13 protein-coding genes are annotated in these 18,811 nt (G+C 39.9%); 5 read left to right on the top strand and 8 right to left on the bottom strand.

The genetic code is table 11. From position 1 onward, the window contains the following. Nucleotides 1-212: 212 nt before the first annotated feature. Nucleotides 213-521, top strand: coding sequence for a hypothetical protein (locus JG479_RS03365; RefSeq protein ID WP_138488578.1), 309 nt, complete (start codon nucleotides 213-215; stop codon nucleotides 519-521). A 557-nt stretch (nucleotides 522-1,078) separates the two neighbouring features. Beyond that, on the top strand, nucleotides 1,079-2,122 hold the full coding sequence (locus JG479_RS03360) for an acyltransferase family protein (RefSeq protein WP_200219949.1): 1,044 nt from the start codon (nucleotides 1,079-1,081) through the stop codon (nucleotides 2,120-2,122). Between the two features lie 374 nt (nucleotides 2,123-2,496). Here JG479_RS03360 and JG479_RS20010 read toward each other — a convergent pair whose 3' ends face one another. Continuing rightward, complete coding sequence (locus JG479_RS20010) at nucleotides 2,497-2,688, bottom strand: hypothetical protein (RefSeq protein ID WP_234047869.1); 192 nt, start codon at nucleotides 2,686-2,688, stop codon at nucleotides 2,497-2,499. 247 nt (nucleotides 2,689-2,935) lie between these two features. On the opposite strand from JG479_RS20010, the gene JG479_RS03350 reads away from it, so the two are divergent. Then, a complete protein-coding gene (locus JG479_RS03350) occupies nucleotides 2,936-4,084 on the top strand; it encodes a hypothetical protein (RefSeq protein WP_200219948.1) in 1,149 nt (382 codons plus the stop codon). 157 nt (nucleotides 4,085-4,241) lie between these two features. Here JG479_RS03350 and JG479_RS03345 read toward each other — a convergent pair whose 3' ends face one another. The 7 genes from JG479_RS03345 to JG479_RS03315 all read right to left on the bottom strand — a co-directional run bounded on the left by JG479_RS03345 (nucleotide 4,242) and on the right by JG479_RS03315 (nucleotide 15,300). Continuing rightward, a complete protein-coding gene (locus tag JG479_RS03345; RefSeq protein ID WP_200219947.1) occupies nucleotides 4,242-6,446 on the bottom strand; it encodes a DEAD/DEAH box helicase in 2,205 nt (734 codons plus the stop codon). Continuing rightward, the gene (locus JG479_RS03340; protein WP_200219946.1) at nucleotides 6,443-8,041 is read right to left on the bottom strand and encodes a dsDNA nuclease domain-containing protein; all 1,599 of its coding nucleotides are present in this window, start codon (nucleotides 8,039-8,041) and stop codon (nucleotides 6,443-6,445) included. The genes JG479_RS03345 and JG479_RS03340 overlap by 4 nt, the downstream gene beginning before the upstream one ends. Before the next feature lie 1,330 nt (nucleotides 8,042-9,371). Beyond that, the gene (locus JG479_RS03335) at nucleotides 9,372-9,656 is read right to left on the bottom strand and encodes an addiction module antidote protein (protein WP_096793685.1); all 285 of its coding nucleotides are present in this window, start codon (nucleotides 9,654-9,656) and stop codon (nucleotides 9,372-9,374) included. Between the two features lie 333 nt (nucleotides 9,657-9,989). After that, nucleotides 9,990-12,881 (bottom strand): aminomethyl-transferring glycine dehydrogenase, encoded by a 2,892-nt coding sequence (gcvP, locus tag JG479_RS03330; RefSeq protein WP_200219945.1) that lies wholly within the window; start codon nucleotides 12,879-12,881, stop codon nucleotides 9,990-9,992. 175 nt (nucleotides 12,882-13,056) lie between these two features. Further along, nucleotides 13,057-13,446, bottom strand: coding sequence for a glycine cleavage system protein GcvH (gene gcvH / locus JG479_RS03325; RefSeq protein ID WP_002958029.1), 390 nt, complete (start codon nucleotides 13,444-13,446; stop codon nucleotides 13,057-13,059). A 73-nt stretch (nucleotides 13,447-13,519) separates the two neighbouring features. Beyond that, the gene (gene gcvT / locus JG479_RS03320; RefSeq protein ID WP_200219944.1) at nucleotides 13,520-14,602 is read right to left on the bottom strand and encodes a glycine cleavage system aminomethyltransferase GcvT; all 1,083 of its coding nucleotides are present in this window, start codon (nucleotides 14,600-14,602) and stop codon (nucleotides 13,520-13,522) included. A 98-nt stretch (nucleotides 14,603-14,700) separates the two neighbouring features. Then, complete coding sequence (locus JG479_RS03315) at nucleotides 14,701-15,300, bottom strand: hypothetical protein (RefSeq protein WP_002958026.1); 600 nt, start codon at nucleotides 15,298-15,300, stop codon at nucleotides 14,701-14,703. Between the two features lie 126 nt (nucleotides 15,301-15,426). Here JG479_RS03315 and JG479_RS03310 point away from each other — a divergent pair, with 126 nt between their 5' ends. Beyond that, on the top strand, nucleotides 15,427-16,272 hold the full coding sequence (locus tag JG479_RS03310) for a LysR family transcriptional regulator (RefSeq protein ID WP_002958025.1): 846 nt from the start codon (nucleotides 15,427-15,429) through the stop codon (nucleotides 16,270-16,272). Between the two features lie 212 nt (nucleotides 16,273-16,484). Next, a complete protein-coding gene (locus tag JG479_RS03305) occupies nucleotides 16,485-18,641 on the top strand; it encodes a TonB-dependent receptor family protein (RefSeq protein ID WP_200219943.1) in 2,157 nt (718 codons plus the stop codon). Nucleotides 18,642-18,811: the final 170 nt, after the last annotated feature.

The following is an 18,811-nucleotide window of genomic DNA, read 5'->3' as shown; positions in this document are numbered from 1 at the left end:
AATTTGAAATGTCGGATGGCACGGCTACGAAGCTTATCCGACCTACGCAAGTTGTAAAAGCCAAAGTCGCCTTCCAACATGCACTCCTAAATTTTAAGCAAATACACTCTATTGAACATTAACTCCCTTTCAAAGTTGTTGCCTGCCTACAAGCTTGCGTATAATGCCCATATTCCGGCTGCACTTTTTAGCCGCTAACTTGGATTTTAATAATGAAAAAACTCTCTGCAGTGCAAATAAAACAGCAAGCGCTTGTACTTAATACTGCTGAAAAATTAGAAGAGCAAGGCCGCACTGAGCTACCTGGTATGTTGCAATGCTGGTTTGATGTGGAATATCACTTATTTCCAAGTTCACTACTGTTGTGTTTTCAGTTTGAAAACGAGCAAGCCTTAGCAGCCGCAGAGCCTGATTTATTAAAATGGCAAAAACGCTTAAGCGGCGCAATGCTTAAAAAAGGCGTGATTTTAAAAGATATGCGTAAACATTTAGTGTTTACCTTAAAAGGGCCAGATGATTAAACTAAGCTTAAGTAATAGCAGGTAACCCTTAACTAATATCCACAGTAAAAAAACGTGGATACTACCGCGCTCGTTTATAAATCGATATTTGAGTCTGTAATACGAGCAAAATCTGCTTGAGCTTATATAGCGGCAATTAATTACTCAATTTCTCATATTGTCCTAAGATCAACTGCTGATCTTTTTGTTCAGCAACCACAAACGAAAACACATAGTTGCCCTCTCCCCCATTCTTAAATCACTAATAACAACCTGTTTATTTTGTTGATAAACACCGTATAGTCCTTTGGTAAATCGTTTTAATAACACGGCTCGCTTTGTATCATTGAGCTTAGTTAGCAACGCGTTTTCTGTAGGTAAAATTGAATATCAATGTTTTAACTTCATCAAACACAGATACATAAACCTCAAGGTGGCATTTTGGCGATACATTTTAAGTAGTAATATTTACCTCGTTTAAATTTGTAAGCCCTGAATACGTATGTAGTGGGTATCTATCGCACCACCTGAGCAGTAACATAATTATAACGTATATTTAACGATAGATGACTCTGCCTATGTCTTCACATATTTATCATTTACAAGCCTTTAGAGGCATTGCGATCTTAAGTATTGTCGCAGCTCATGCGTGGTCATTTGCTATTTTTTGGACTGGCGATTTAGATTCTCTCGGTTTAAAAGCGCTGTTTTACTCAACTGAATTATTGTTTCACGGCAGCACACTATACTTCGCCATTATCTCGGGATTACTTTTCAGCAAAGTTTTACAGAATAAAGGATGGATTTCATTTTATAAGAGTAAAGCACTAAATGTTGTTTTACCCTATGTTGTCGCAAGCACAATAGCGACAGCTGTGTACTGGCAATATTACCTTGCTGATGGTGCAGCAACCGATATATCGTTTATTACCACTGTCGCCACAAATCTAGTATCCGCAACCGCAGCTATTCAATTTTGGTACATACCGATTTTATTGGTACTTTTTATATTGACACCATTGCTAAATTTTGTGAATAAACGCGCGCCAAAGCTTATGCTTCTTTTTGCATGTGTGCCCTTAATTATATCTCGCAGCGCCTTTCCTGATTTTTTAAGCATGCAGAGTTTGGTGTATTTCTGTGGTGCATATTGTTTCGGAATGATAATAGGGAGTCATTACGAAAAGACAATGGCTACGGTCAATCAATATAAAACGTGGTTAATCGCTTTTACTGCCTTAATCAGCGCAGCCATCCTTATCCAATATATTAATGAATATAAAGTAGATGGATGGTATTCATCCCGACAAACTCTTTTCTACATTCAAAAAATCTTAGCTTGTTTACTAATCTTAAAGTGGCTTCAAAATATTGAAACACGTCTCCCCAAAGCCATATGCAACATTGGTGAATATTCGTTTTCTATTTACTTTTACCATGTGTTATTCGTTGGCTTTCTAATTATGGGCCTGCAAGACTATATTCAAAGTCATCGAGATGCTTTCATTATCGGCTTATTAGGTATTGCAAATATGATTGTTGGAGTCGGTACAACGATGGCCCTCGCATGGCTAATAAAGAAACCAGTAGGGCGACACTCACGAAAGCTAATCGGCTCCTAACGTATTGGTATATATACTTTCATAGTGCTATTTGCCTAATCCAAAGTGCATATTCACACCAATCGACGCCATTACTAGGTGCGTAGTCATATTTAAATTGAGTTTAAATAATAAGAACACTTGGTTTTTGAATAAAAAGATCAAGAAAACACAGCTGCCTGCTTAACCGGAACTTTCTAATGGGTGCCCCTTTGATTTTTCTATCGGCTAAAGTAATTATTCACAAAATAATATAGGTAAAAAAATTAAAAGTACGCAAAGCATAAAAATTACAAAATACACTTTAAATAGTATGGAGACTTGAGCTGGTACCTTGTTTCTATCATTTAATAAATTATAACGTTTTGCATAACAATCAAATAAAAATACACTGCCTAATGAAGTAAACCATGAAGCGCTATAAAAATATTTAGAGAATAATAGCGGTTTCCTGACTCTAAAATATCTTCAACTGTTCTGAGCTTTTTCCCTTTTAAATAAAAGGCTAACGGTAAAAGAATGATAAAAATGACACTTAGACCAATCCCAAATAAAAGTAAGCCAAAAAGTTCGATATCAATAGTCACTTTTCAACCTTTTCATATAAAACCCCTTCCAATTTATCTCCTTTTTATGAGAAATATTTTCCACCTAAATACCCGCTACCTTCTCCAACAACAATACCACTACAGTACGCAATTAAGTTAAAAGTGCAATTGTATAACAAACAACAAAAGCAAATTTCAGTCGATTCAACGTTAATTGGTTGCCCTAAGTTAGCAATAGTAGGATAGTAAATTACACATAAAACAATAGCTTTATCTTAGGAGTATTATGATCAAAGTATTATTAGCGACCAGCTTAATTGCCTCTTCATTCGCTGCTTTAAGTAATCCTTTAACTGTTGAAGAACAGCGTATCAACAAAGCCCAATCAGCAATGCCAAATGTTTTAAATGCATTTACCCCACAAGTATCAAGTTTTGAGCAACAATTTAAAGATTTAAACGACTTTAAAAGTGCAAAAATATTAGTACAAAGCTTTAGCTTTGAACTGTGGGAAAACGCCAAGCAACGTATAGTAAAAACTAATAATTACGACGACCGAGAGCTCTACTGGGCGCGCCTGCTTTCAAGTAAAGTAATACGCACAACATCACCTAAATTTTTAATTACGCAGGCTCAACTAAATACTTTATTAACCCTACTTGAGGAAGGCAGCAGAGGACGTACCGACCTTGATTTTTCATCAGGCAGCACTAAAAAAATATTACTTACAGGCTTTGACCCTTTTTTACTCGATAGAAATATAAACCAAAGTAACCCCTCAGGTGTTGCGGCGTTATTACTCGACGGGCAAGTTATTAATTACAACGGCGTGAGTGCAGAAATTAACACCGTTATGGTGCCTGTACGCTACGAAGACTTCGATCAAGGTATAATAGAATCACTACTTGCCCCCTACTACGCACTTAATAATGTAGACATGGTAGTAACCGTAAGTATGGGCAGAACAGAATTTGATTTAGAACACTTCCCGGGTAAACGCCGCAGCGTAACCGCCCCCGATAATGCCAATATTGTGTATGGTGGAACGCAAACAAGCCCAGTAATACCAAAACTTAATGGCCGACCACTCCCGGGCAACGAGTTTGTAAAATTTAGCTTGCCTGTAACTTACATGCAACAAGCCAAAGGCCCTTATAAAATTATCGACAATCACGAAGTCACCACGCTTGAAAAAACCTATAAAGCGGGTTCGTACGGCGAGCTTAAAAATAGTATTGCGGTAAATGGCGGCGGCGGTGGTTACTTGTCTAACGAAATATCGTACCGAAGTATTCGCCTGCGCGATGCGCTTAATTCAAGTATACCTACAGGGCATATTCATACCCCACGTATACAACAATTCGAACCTGAAACAGAAGCTAAAATAGTAAAACAAATAAAGGCAATGCTAGAGCAAAGCTTAGTAGCGCTATAGTTTATAAAAACAAATTTAAGCGCATAAAAAAGGGCAATAACATTGCCCTTTTATAAATGGGGTTACTAGGGGCAGGTTTTGCATTTTTCCTTAATTTCAAAAGGCAAAAAGAAAGAGCTGGTCCTGCCGACTTTACTGCTTAGGTTCTCTAGAGGAATTATAGCTTTGCCGCATTTATGAAGTATTTATCAACTCGGCCGAAAGATTCAATTAAAGGCTGAGCGGCCTTGATTGCAAGGCTAATATCATCCACGGATGTGTCATCTACATTTACCAGCTTTTCTCGAAGAAGTTTGAGTGTTTGATGTGGCACACCCATTTCATGTATAGCTGCATAACCCGCAGTAAGCTTCTGATGTTCCATGTCACTAATTATGTGGCTGTAATCAAAGGTCAAGCCTGTAATGTTTTTCTTATTCAAGTAATACAAAATATCCGCAAATAATGACAAAAAGTTAGGGAAACTAAACCCATAAACATTTGAGATGATTTTGAGCTCATCATCAATTACACCTGACATTTGCTCATCAAACTCATTTTGAGAATAATCACCTTCTAGAAGCTGCTCGTGTTTCCATTCCATCTGTTGTTTGAGATAACCTTCAACAGAGTCCGCCGCTAAAAATGCTCGAAATTTCCCACAAATGGATGTTACAGGATCTTTTCCGTCTTTTGGCGTTACTGAAAAGCCATTTCTTGTCAGTACTTTTTTTCTAGCTTCGACAAATTGTTCCATAATAAAATATAGTGCTTCTGTGGTTGGCATCTTAAAAAAATTCAACCGCTTATATAATTCAAAATCAAAGAGCTGAACATTCTCTAATGTCTTTAACAAACAGCCTATCTTTTCTACCTCAAATGAAGAGTTATTGCGGATTATCTCTATAGGTATATCAGTCTCTTGACTGAAATTTTCCCATGCCTCTAAACCTCCTGAAGATAAATGCTCACTATCTATAGAGCCCAATAAGTTCAAAGGGCACTTACTGTCTTCATCTCCTATTGGAATAACCAACTCATCAGAGGCGTCATCTTCAGGTTGAGATTGCAGGCAATATACTCTACCAACAAAGTGCTTATACATCCTCCCAGCTCTGCCTTTTATGTTGTTATGCGTAAATTTATCTATGCTTTCAATCCCGTTATAATTTTCGTATATAACAACATTCTTAGCTCGGGTGTTTACTCCTTCTATAATTGTAGACGTACAGATTAAGACATTGTGTCTCCTTGACCTATTAAAGATATCAACAGAGAAATGCTGAAACGCTCGTGGCAATACACCATGATGCAATACAACCCCATGCTTCAAAGCTTTACAATAGTTCCATCTAGGGTCGTAGGTTTTCGACAACCAATCGATAAACTCACCTTTATACTGCTCTTCAAACTCACCTTCAGTCATCAATAACTGAGCTAGTTTATTAGCGGATTTTGGAGAACGGCAGTAAACAATCGTCTTTTCTCCCTCGCACTCTTTTAAAATTTTTAGCAGGGTTTTTTTCTTCATTTCTGCATCGGTTGGAGCAATATCATAATCCTTAATATCGACTGATACAGTCCGAAAGTCGCTACAAATAAAATTAAAGTCTCCAACTAAACGTGATAAGCCCTTTACGTTCGTTATACTGGGTCCAATAAAGAACCACTGCTTAGACTTCTTAAGTAGCTGAGACAAGGAAATATTTAGAGATATAGCTCGTTCGTCATACTTCAGTAGGCCTTCATTGTTGTACTTAAAACCCAGCTTATAGAATTCGTCAATAATGAAAAGGTCCACACTCTCAATATCACTTCTTTGGTTGGCTCTCTCCTGAGTTAGAACGAAAATTGTGGGTACGATATCATCATAGTGTTGACTGTTATGGTGAATTATCCGATATAAGCCATCTAATGAGGTTGCCAACTTTTTTCTTGTCTCATCAATGAGCGCTATAGTAGGGACTATTAGGACAACCGTATGATATCTATCTACACTAAGTATATTTGCTAGTATTTCACTTTTACCCATACTAGTAGGGGCACTCAGTACTACGTTTTTGCTATCACGTAACTGGTTAAAAACCCGCGTCTGAGTAGCATGAAACACAATATCATGACCTGCCACAGGTTTGTTTGCTTCAATCGTTACAATGTCTTCAAAATCATGCTCATCAAATTCACTCTGAAGGTAAGGAAACAATCCAGCCTTCTTAACTAAATGTTTCAGAATTGATTCGTAGCGATAGTATCTACTCCTCTCATCTAACGCCCGTATAACCATATCACGCCCACTTGCAGCACTTATTGGGTTAGATAGAAGCTCTGAAGCAGTTTTTAGGTAAACAATTGGATTAATACTATCTTTAACGTCAATACTCATGAAGATATCTTGCCTTTCAATTTACTTAATATCGTATCGTTACATGGGGTTGGAAAAACATAGAACCCTAGCCGAATTTGATTGAAGAAAGAACTCTTAGTAATCATTAAATCATACATATATTTGATTTTATCTTTTATTTCTTGGGTTAAAACATCCTCACTAGTTTTGTAGTCATATGAAGGTAGCCTGTAAGAAATAAAAACAACAAACTTGAATCGTTCTAGGTGAGAAGAAAAACTATTTGAAGTATCTAGGATGGTATCAATATCATGCTTAAACAGATACTTATCATCTTTACCTTCCAGAATTATTTGTCGATCTTTGTCCATGTCAATAAATACTAGTTCACTCATCTTTTCACACAAACGTTCGATGACCTCAATAATGTCATCGCTATTCTCTATAAATTCAGTTACGCCAACCCACAATTCATGGTTATCATCATTTCCACGCACTATGTGTACAGAATCAAACTTCAGGCATTTATCACTATTTGCAGCAAACATAACCATTGGTATTGGCTGTGCAACATGCTGCTTTCTTATAATGCTGTTCAAGATTGTTCTAGATACAACTACTTTTAAATCAAACTGCGTAATTCTAGAACGAAGATCCGTCGACTTGCTTATTACTTGAGAATTTGCCGTAAGTTCCGACGGCCTAAGAAATACTTCATCAACCCAATCGACGAGCATGTCTATCACATGATCATACCTATATGCATTAAAATTAAATCCTTGTACGAACCCTTGTTTTCTCCGGTTCTCTACACGTTCATCAAACAACGGAGTAACTATATCTGCTAAGTCAACGACGGGATAAGCTTTGGGTAGTAAAGTATTCTTCAGAGCAAAGTCGCGTAACAGGTCTATAGCCTCGTTTCGAGATAGAGTTTTATCTTGAGCTGAATACGTTTTCTTACATAATTGACTCTTTCGATAAATTCTATTGCATAAAATTTCACCGAGTTGTTTCACTGATTCATTTGTAAGTACGCAATTTAATAACTCTTCGCTTGCAGCTCGTAAATTGTGCTCAACTTGAAGGATAACTAGCTCTATAGAACAGAATACTCGCCATAATGTGTTATCAACCCAATAATCTCCTCTATTGCCATTCTTAGAGATAAAGTTTTTCCCTAATGCCGAGTTGATAGAGTTAACTAATTTCTTCCGCCCAGTTTTGGTCACTCGGTTCCCTAAAGGTATCTCTAAAAAGCATAAAGGCCCTTTTACTGAACGATCAGTAACCATCATAAACTTGCTTGTCAGATTCGTATCTTTGTCTAGCTCCAAGCTTTTGTGTAATATAGATGAGTAACTTTTTGGTTTCTTATCTTGAGTTAAATTGCGACTCTTTTTTAACTCCGTCAAATTCCAGTCCTTGTCTACAGTACCTGTTTTTACCTGTACGTGCGTAACGACTTTCTTTGGGTGAAAAAGATCTATGTCATCTCCGATTTCACAGCCCACTCCACTGATTCGATTATCAAGAAGCATCTCTGAGGCAAATAGCGTTGCAACGTAGTCTTGAAAGAAAAAACCTTTCTTTGCTCCTACTCCGCCGCCATTATTCTCATCCATTTGATACATTCATAGTTCCTTAATAAAAATCGATAAAAAATACCTTACACTAGCTAATAATTAAAAAGTATACAAATAAAGAAAGATCTATATATAAATATTACAAAATCACTAGAGTTGTGACCTTACTTTTCATCCAGAACTCAATAACCTCTGTATTTTATAGTTCTGCGTAAAATAAAATACAGAGGGTCAGGACTTGTTTCATGCCAAGACCAAGCACCAATATCACGTCTAATACCCCTCCCCATCATCACGCCCTGAAAATAAGCAATTGATGAGTAATTCATTTCATGGATGAAATGAAAGCCATGCTTGCACATGGATGTGCTTTCATGGCGTTTACGTTCACATCAATTGTGGTTTTAAGGAAGCAGCGTGATGCTCGGGTGCGCTGAGAGGTGACGAATAACCGAAGCGCAGCTTCGCAGTATGAGGAAGTGAAGGCATGGATGCCGACAGTAACCCAGCTTCAGGGATGAATTACTTGCAGCAGCGTTAAGTTTGAAAATCTATAGCCCCTCTTTCGCTGCCGTCGCCAGCGCGACAAAACCTTGAATAAGGTTTCTAATTTCTAGAAGTACCAAACGTATTCGCGTTATCTGTAATAGTAACCTCAAACACCTATTCAAATACTTATTCGGGCTGCCGCCCGCGCGTCAGCAAGCTAAACGCCTACAACTAATAACATATACTCTTGCCTTTTGAGCGAGTGAGTATATTTGTGATTCGTTGGGTTTCGTTTCACTCAACCTAGAGGAAATACAGAGGGTCAGTCTTGCTTCTTGCCAAGACCAAACACTAACCTCACGTTTAACACCCTTCCCCGTCATCACGCCCGAAAATAAGCAATTGATGAGTAATATCGCGCATGGATGCGCGATAAGGCGAAACTAGGCCATGGATGGCCTATCTTCGCCGTTTACGTTCACATCAATTGTGGTTTGAAGGATTAAGCGTGATGTTCGGGTGCGCTGAGAGGTGACGAATAACCGAAGCGCAGCTTCGCAGTATGAGGAAGTGGAGGCATGGATGCCGACAGTAACCCAGATTCAAGGATGAATTACTTGCAGCAGAGTAAAATTTGAAAATCTATAGACCCGCGTTGGCTCACCAAGCCAGCGCGACAAAACCTTGAATAAGGTTTCTAATCTTTAGAAAGTACCAAACGTATTCGCGTTATCTGTGATGATAACCTCAAACACCTATTTAAATATTTATTCGGGCTGCCGCCCGCGCGCCAGCAAGCTGTACGCCTACAATAAATAACACATACTCTTGGTTTTTGAGGGAGTAAGTATATTTTTGATTGGTTAGGTTTCGTTTCACTCTACCTAGCCTATGCTACTTGTGTTGTAAGGCGAAAATTAAGTGCTTTCATCACTTTAAAAATAGTTTCCCAACGTGGTTTAGTTTTACCGTTAACTGCTTTATATAAGCTTTCACGGTTTAACCCCGTTGCTTTAGCAATATCACTCACGCCATGTTTTTTAACTAATAAGCCAAGTGCTTCAATAAAGGTATTTGGATCATCATCAGCTAAACACTCTTCTAAAAATGTATTAATTTCTTGCTGTGTTTCCATATAGTCAAACGGGTTAAAATCTGATGTTTGTAGCGTCATAGTAATTACTCCAATTTATTCAACTTGCTAAATAAATGTAGCCTAAAGGCTACGAGTGCACAATGTTATTTATAACTTTTGGGCTGCCACCCGCGCGTCAGCAAGTTAAGCGCCTACAACTAATAACACATACTCTTGGCTTTTAAGCGAGTAAGTATATTTGTGATTTGTTGGATTTCGTTTCTCTCTATCCTACCTACGCCATACTATTTATGGCGAATCACCACACACAAAAAAGCCGTTGCATTGCTGCAACGGCTTTTTTAATTTTGATAAATCCCCAAACTATAATGGAACTTACTACCCATTAAAGTTCAAAAATTAGTCTGTCTCTTAGTCGCGATAAGTCTCTACCGCAGGGCATGAACACACTAAGTTACGGTCGCCGTACACGTCATCAATACGTGTAACGGTTGGCCAAAACTTGTTTTTAGCCACTGCAGGCACTGGGAATGCAGCGTAAAAACGGTCGTATGCGCGGTCCCATTCGTTACCTAATACGTCGCCTTGTGTATGCGGTGCAAACACTAGCGGGTTGTTTTCGATTGACCATTCGCCAGAGATTACTTTTTCAATTTCGCCTTTAATTGACACCATTGCTTCGATAAAGCGGTCAATCTCACCTTTTGATTCAGACTCTGTTGGCTCAATCATTAATGTGCCAGCTACTGGGAACGACATAGTTGGTGAATGGAAGCCGTAGTCTTGCAAGCGCTTAGCTACGTCCATTTCAGTAATGCCTGATTGCTCTTTAAGCGGGCGTAAGTCAACAATACATTCGTGAGCAACACGGTTGTTACGACCACGGTATAAAATTGGGAAGTGCTTGCTTAGCTCATGCGTTAAGTAGTTAGCATTAACAATGGCCATTTCAGTAGCTTGTTTTAAGCCCTCTGAACCCATCATGGTAATGTAAGCCCATGAAATAGGTAAAATAGCAGCTGAGCCATAAGGCGCTGCCGAAACCGCACCGTTACCAATGTTAGTACCTGGTACGTTAATTACGCTGTGGTTTGGCATAAATGGCGCAAGGTGCGATTTAACACCAATTGGGCCAACACCTGGACCACCGCCGCCGTGTGGAATACAAAACGTTTTATGCAAGTTTAAGTGCGATACGTCTGAGCCAATAAAGCCTGGGCTTGTTACGCCAACTTGCGCGTTCATGTTAGCGCCGTCCATGTAAACTTGGCCGCCGTGCTCATGAATAATGTCACAAATTTCACGAATTGTTTCTTCGTAAACACCGTGCGTAGACGGGTATGTGATCATGATGCACGATAAGTTTTCAGACACTTCCTCAGCTTTCGTTTTAAGGTCTGCCATGTCTACGTTACCGTTTTTGTCGCAGTTAACTACCACAATTTTCATGCTCGCCATTTGGGCTGATGCAGGGTTAGTACCGTGCGCAGAGCTTGGGATTAAACATACATTACGGTGTGCATCGCCGCGTGACTCGTGGTATTTACGAATCGCGATTAAGCCTGCGTATTCACCTTGTGCACCAGAGTTTGGCTGAAGTGATACTGCATCGTAACCGGTAATGTTTACAAGCCAGTCGTGTAGCTCGCCAATCATTATTTGGTAACCCTCTGCTTGATCCAGCGGGCAGAATGGGTGAAGGTTTGCAAACTCAGGCCACGTAATTGGGATCATCTCAGCAGTCGCGTTTAGTTTCATGGTACATGAGCCTAACGAGATCATTGAGTGATTAAGCGATAAGTCTTTGCTTTCTAGTCGCTTAATGTAGCGAAGCATGTCTGTTTCGCTGTGGTAGCTGTTAAAGTTTGGATGCGTTAGTACTTCGTCATCACGTACTAAACTTGCAGGAATTGACTCGCTGCCATTTGCTTCAACGTCTGCTGCAATAGCGTCAACACTTAGGCCATGGCCTTCGCCTAAAATAATATCGAATAACTCAGTAATATCGGCGCGTGTTGTTGTCTCTGATACCGAAATTGAGTACTCGCCTTCGTGGTTTGTTGCAAAGTTTACGCCTTTTGCAATTGCACGCGCTATTACGTCGTCTTTGTTGTCGCTTACTACTGTTAGCGTATCAAACCAAGTGCTGTGCTTAAGTGCGATGCCTTTAGCTTTTAGGCCACTTGCTAAAATATCAGCAAAGCGATGTATACGCTGCGCGATAGTTTTTAAGCCTTGTGGGCCGTGGTACACCGCGTAAAACGCTGCCATGTTGGCAAGTAATACTTGTGCTGTACAAATGTTTGAGTTGGCTTTGTCGCGGCGAATGTGTTGTTCGCGCGTTTGCATTGCCATACGTAGTGCGTCGTTACCTAAACGGTCTTTAGATACACCAATAATACGACCTGGTAATGAACGTTTGTATGCGTCACGTGTTGCAAAAAATGCAGCGTGTGGGCCGCCGTAACCCATAGGTACGCCAAAACGTTGAGCCGAACCAAGTACTACGTCTGCGCCTAGTTTACCCGGTGCTTTTAATAGTAATAAGCTCATTATGTCGGCAGCAACACAGGCAATGGCCTTTTTGCTTTGTACGCCAGCAATTAGGTCAGTTATGTCTACCACTTCGCCTGATGTAGTTGGGTATTGGAACAATGCGCCAAAAATGTCGTGGTTTACGGCATCTTCTGCTTTACCTACAATTATTTCAAAACCAAACTGCTCGGCACGCGTTGTTACTACGTCGATTGTTTGTGTATGTACGTCGTCGGCAATAAAAAAGGCATTTGCTTTTTTAGCTTTTGATACGCGTTTTGCAAGGCCCATAGCCTCTGCAGCGGCTGTTGATTCGTCAAGTAGTGATGCACTTGCTAAATCAAGACCAGTTAAATCTAGGGTCATAGTCTGGAAGTTTAATAATGATTCTAAACGCCCTTGTGCAATCTCTGGCTGATACGGTGTGTACGCTGTATACCAACCTGGATTTTCTAGTACGTTACGTAAAATTACGTGCGGTACGTTAGTTGGGTGGTAGCCTTGGCCAATGTACGATTTGAAAACTTTATTTTTGCTTGCTACTGATTTTAAGTAGCTTAGTGTTTCAACTTCAGTACGGCTTTGTCCAACTGTTAGCGGTTGCTCTAGACGAATGCTAGCCGGTACAGTTTGGTCAATGAGCTCTTGCACACTCGATACTTCTAAAGCACTTAGCATATCGCTTACTTGTGCTGGGCTTGGCCCAATATGGCGGCGAATAAAATCTTGCTTTTGCTCTAGTTCTTCAAGAGATTTGGCGTTTGACATGTGTCCAGATTCCTATGATCCAAAAAATGTGGCTACTGCTGATGGGTAAACAGCAATAACTTAAAGTTCTTATGATTTAACAGCCCACTTTGTATGGAAAAGTTAACTGTAAAATCATAAAAGCCCCGATATCTAAATAAAACACGCGGGGCTTTTAGTTATCTACAAAGAATAATTATTCTTCGTCGATAGTGTGCGAGTAACCTTCAGCGTCTAATAAGTTGTCTAGCTCAGACTCGTCAGATGCTTTAATACGGAATAACCAACCGTCGCCGTAAGCGTCGTTGTTTACTGTTTCAGGTGAGTCTTCAAGTTCTTCGTTAATAGCAACAATTTCGCCACTGATAGGTGCGTAAATGTCTGATGCTGCTTTAACTGACTCTGCTACTGCACAGTCTTCGCCAGCGTCTACTTCGTCGCCAACTTCTGGCAATTCAACAAATACCATGTCGCCAAGAAGTTCTTGTGCATGCTCAGAAATACCAACAGTAAATGTACCGTCGCCTTCGTTACGAACCCACTCGTGTGAAGGTGCGTATTTTAACTCGCTAGGAATGTTGCTCATTTTATTTGTCCTTTGGTTTATATTGGGAGGATATCAATCACTGTAATTACACTGATTGATATAACCAAATTATTTAAATTATTGATTTACCGTTACGTACAAAGCTAGGCTTTACTACTTTAACGTTTACTAATTTTTTACGCATTTCTACTTGAGCTGTATCGCCTGTTGAACGTGGTACACGTGCAAGGGCTACACTAAAACCAAGTGTTGGTGAGAAAGTACCTGAGGTAATAACCCCTACCCCACCGTCAACAATTACTTTAGAACCGCTACGCAAAACGCCTTTTTCTTCAAACACTAAGCCAACGAGTTTGTCAGTGCTTTTTTCTGCGCGTTGCTTAACAAGTACGTCACGGCCAATAAAGTCGCGATCTTCTGGTTCCCATGCAATGGTCCATGCCATGTTAGCTGCAAGTGGTGATACGCTTTCGTCCATATCTAGGCCGTAAAGGTTCATACCTGCTTCTAAACGTAGCGTGTCGCGTGCACCTAAACCAGCAGGCTTAACACCTGCGTCTAGCAGTTGTTGCCATAAATCGGCTGCTTGGTCGTTCGGTACTACTATTTCGTAACCGTCTTCGCCAGTATAACCCGTTGTGGCAATAAATAAATCACCTACTTGAACACCAAAAAACGGCTTCATACCTTCAACAGCGGCTTGTTGCTCAGCATTTAAAAGAGTGGCTGTTTTTGCTTTAGCGTTAGGGCCTTGTACTGCAATCATTGCAAACTCTGGGCGCTCTGTAACAGTTACGTCAAAGTCGCTCGATACGTTAGCTAAATGCGCTAGGTCTTTTTCGCGCGTTGCTGAGTTAACAACTAGGCGGTAAAACGTTTCACTAAAGAAATAAATAATTAAGTCGTCTATTACACCGCCTTGCTCGTTAAGCATGCCTGTGTAAAGCGCTTTGCCTGGTACGGTTAATTTTGCAACGTCGTTAGCTACTAGCTTACGTAAAAATGCTTTTGCTTGAGGCCCTTCAATATCAACAATAGTCATGTGTGATACGTCAAACATACCAGCGTCGGTACGTACGCTATTGTGTTCTTCTATTTGTGAGCCGTAGTTGATTGGCATTTCCCAGCCATGAAAATCAACCATTTTTGCGCCCGCTTCTAGGTGCTTAGCATGTAGTACAGTTTTAGAAGTCATAACATTCCTTCACGTTTAAATTAACCCTGTTTAGGGCGTGGCTTAAATAGATATAAAAACAGGTAAACATTGTTATGCTCGCCTGTTGTTTTTATTCGTTATGCGGCTTCACTATGCATAAGTGCAAAGCCTTGCGCTTGCATGTAGCTTTGCCATTTTTGTAATTCTTGTTGTTTAGCTACTAATACAAAGTGTTGTTCGTCGTTTTTATCAATGGCGGTAATAAATACATCACCGCTTTGTGCACCGTAGCAAAGTTGCGCGTCAGAAAGGCGCAAACCTGGTGTTAATTTAAAAGCATTAACTAGGGTATCAAATGCGTTGTCGCCACTTAAAATAAAGCTTGCTAGGTCGGTGCGTACTACATAATCAATATCAAAACGTAATTGCTGCTCGTTTATAAGCGCTTGTAGTTGAAGGCTTGCGTTGTGTGGTAGTACGAATCTAAAGGCGGTTTCGCTAAAGTAATAAACAGCAAAACTGTAGTCAGAATTATAGTCGCCATCAAGCGTGCCTTTTAAGCCTAAACCGCTGGCGGTAAGCTTAGTTAAATCAAGGCCTAAAATAGTGCTTAAAAATACACTGGTTTCGGTGCCGCTAAAATCCATTACAACGTGATTGTTGTTAGTTTGCAAAGCGTTAGTAACCGCACTACTTGCGTTGCTGTGGCGGGCAAACATTATTGGGTTAAAAGTCATAACAAACACCTGTGTATTTTCGATTACAAAAGTATATTGCCCACGCCTATCAACAACAAATTGTAATTATTTATCAATTGATAAATAATACTTATATATATGGCTATATAAATTGTAATTTTAAATATGAAAAACATATCAACAGACGGTTTACGTACTTTTGTAATGGTAGTTGAAATAGGTGGCTTTGCTAAAGCAGGCGATTTACTTGGCCTGTCGCAACCTGCTGTAAGTTTGCAAATCAAGCGTTTAGAAGACGTGCTTGGCTATAAACTATTTAAAAAACAAGGGCAGCGCCAAGTATTAAACCAATACGGCGAGCTATTATTGCCTATGGCAAAACAAATGATGCAACACAACGATGCTATTTTGCAGCAGTTCACCTCAGAAAACATCGCAGGTAAAGTGCGCTTGGGTATTCCGAGCGAATTTGCAGCGCGCATACTACCTTCTATTATTGGCGACTTTGTGGCGCTCTACCCTGAGGTGTCGTTAGAGGTTAAGTCGCGTTTAAGTAAGCATTTGCTTTCGGCCTCAAGGCAAGATCAGTTTGATTTAGTACTTGCGCTAAATGAGCGACTCAACTCTGATAAGTTTCCTATTTTTATGCAAGACGAACTAGTGTGGGTGGGCGACCTGTCACTTGCGCATAATGAGGTGGTTACCCTAGTTACCGCACCAGAGGGGTGTATTTATCGTCGCCGTGCTACTGATGCATTAAAAAGTGCAGGCATTAAATACCGAATAGTTTATAGCAACGCCGATTTAACCGGCCTTATAGCAGCATTAAAAGAAGGCTTAGGTATTACGGTACTTGCCAAAAGTACAGTACCGAGTGAGCTTAACTATCAAGTTCAAACCAAGCATTTACCAGCTCTTGGTAATATTGGTATTAGCTTGGTTAAAAGTTCGGGTGAGTCGGAAAATGCGGTAGATAAACTCGCTGAATTTATAGCTCTACGCTTGGGCTAGCGCTTACGTAGCACATATAAATCGTTCAGCCTTTATAGTTAGTAAAACAATTACAAAATAATACAAAAGAAATAATTTAGTTAATTAAGTTGCATAAGCAGGTGTTTTTAGTTCTATTAAACTGAATAATTAAATAGTTAATAACATTGATTCGTATTCGTTAACGTGTTCAAATTACGCCAATTAAGATAATTGACATGATTAGGAACACAATGAACCCTAAGTTTTTAGTATCTACTTTGGCAACTGCGGTTGCTTTGTCTTTTAGTGCTACTGCAATAGCAAAAGACACCAGCAATAAAGAACAACGCTTTGAACAAATTACTGTTATTGGCTCTCAGCAAGCAATTAACGATATTCCTGGTTCGGCTACGTTTATTTCTGAAGAAGAGCTTCAAAAATTCCAGTTTACCGATATTTCTCGCGTTTTAGCGTCTGTTCCGGGCGTTTACGTGCAAGAAGAAGACGGTTATGGCCTTCGTCCTAATATTGGTATGCGCGGTACAGGTACTGGCCGTAACGATAAAATATCAGTAATGGAAGACGGTGTATTAGTTGCACCAGCACCATATTCAGCACCTTCTGCATACTACTTCCCTACTATGGGTCGTATGGAATCTATTGAAGTATTAAAAGGCGCAGCCTCAGTTAAGTACGGCCCGCGTACTACGGGTGGTGTTTTAAACTTACTTTCGCGCAGCTTACCAACTGAGCCAAATAGCTCAAAAGGTATGGTAGATGCAGCCCTTGGTAGCGACGGTTACTACAAAGGCCACGCTTACTTTGGTAAAGAAAAAAATAACACAGCAGGTTTAATTGAAGTATTTACTTACGGCGCAGACGGCTTTAAAGAGCTGCCAGTAGGCAATGACAACACCGGCTTTGAAAAAACAGATTTACTATTAAAGTTTGGCCATACGTTTGGTCAAAACGATGCGCATAATCTTGAGCTAAAAATTAAGTACTCTGACGAAACATCAGACGAAACATACATGGGCTTAACTGACGAAGACTATCAAGAAAGTCCTTATCGTCGTTATGCTGCATCGCAAAACGATGAAATGAATACGCGCCACAACGCATACCAACTTAACTATGCGTACCGTTTTGGTGATGGCTATGAGTTTTTAGCTACGGCTTACTTAAACGATTTTCATCGTAACTGGTATAAAGCCAGCAAAGTAAGCGAAAGCTACCTTGAGCAATACAGTGAATTTGAAGCAAACCCAACAAGCGAAGGCATTGAAGGTATTGGCGTTAAAGCTAATAACCGCGACTACCAAGCTAAAGGTATTCAGTCTGAATTACATATTCCTGCAGGCGATCACTATGTGACTGTTGGCGTACGTTACCACGAAGACGAAATGGATCGTTTTCAATGGGAAGACAAATACACACTTAATCAAGACCTAAGCTTAACACTTACAGAGCAAGGCGTTCCGGGCTCTGATAGCAACCGCGTAGATAGCGCAGAAGCAAGTACCTTGTTTATTCAAGACGAGTGGACAATTGATACATTAGTAGTAAGTGCAGGTCTTCGTTATGAAGACATTACTATTACGCGTGAAGAGTGGTCTAAATCAGATCCAACACGCAGCAACGGTTTAACTAAAGATGTGTCGAACGACACTGAAATTTTAGTGCCGTCACTAGGTGCTACTTACACACTTAACGAAAACGTAACGCTACTTGCGGGCATTCAAAAAGGTTATGCACCAGCAGCACCTGGTAATGCTGACCAAGAAGAAGAAGAAAGTGTAAACATTGAGTTTGGCTCTCGCTTCAATATGGATGGCTTTAGCGGTGAAGTAATTGCCTTTTACTCAGATTACGACAACATGCACGGTAACTGTACTGCAGCGGTTGGTTGTAGCGACGACAACATTGGCGACCAATACAACTACGGTGAAGTAGAAGTAGCGGGCTTTGAATTTAGTGCAGCACGTACTTTTGCAACTGATACAGCTATGTTCCCAGTTAAATTAACGTACACCTACACAGACTCTGAGTTTAAAAACGATTTTGATTCAGAAATTTGGGGCGCGGTAGAAAAAGGCGATGCAATGCCTTACGTACCAGAAAACCAAGTAGCGTTATCGTTAGGTGCTGAGTTTTCTGCGTTTGTAGTTAACAGCCAAATACGTTACGTATCTGACGCGCATGCTAACTTAACTGAGGCGGGCTTAAACGCAATTGATAGCCGCGTAGTATGGGATTTAGCTGCTAAATACTTAATCGATGAAAATCAAAAAGTATACCTAAGCGTTGATAACTTGTTTGATAAAACATACGTTGCTAACCGCTCAAACGGTGGCATTCAGCCAGGTAAGCCACGTACTGTACAGATGGGCTACACTTACTCATTCTAAATTGAAAGCTGGTTAAACGGTTCACTAACAGCGTTAATAATTTTTTATGTAAGACCACTACACATCTAAATTATTGCCTTGTTATTAAACCGTTTACCAAAGCTTACAAAGTTAAAGCGTAAATTACAGACACAAAAAAGCCGAGATTGAATTTCAATCTCGGCTTTTTA

The sequence above is a fragment of the Pseudoalteromonas sp. LC2018020214 genome, from assembly GCF_016598755.1.
Lineage (GTDB): Bacteria > Pseudomonadota > Gammaproteobacteria > Enterobacterales > Alteromonadaceae > Pseudoalteromonas > Pseudoalteromonas distincta.
This window is presented reverse-complemented; position numbering and strand designations above follow the sequence as displayed.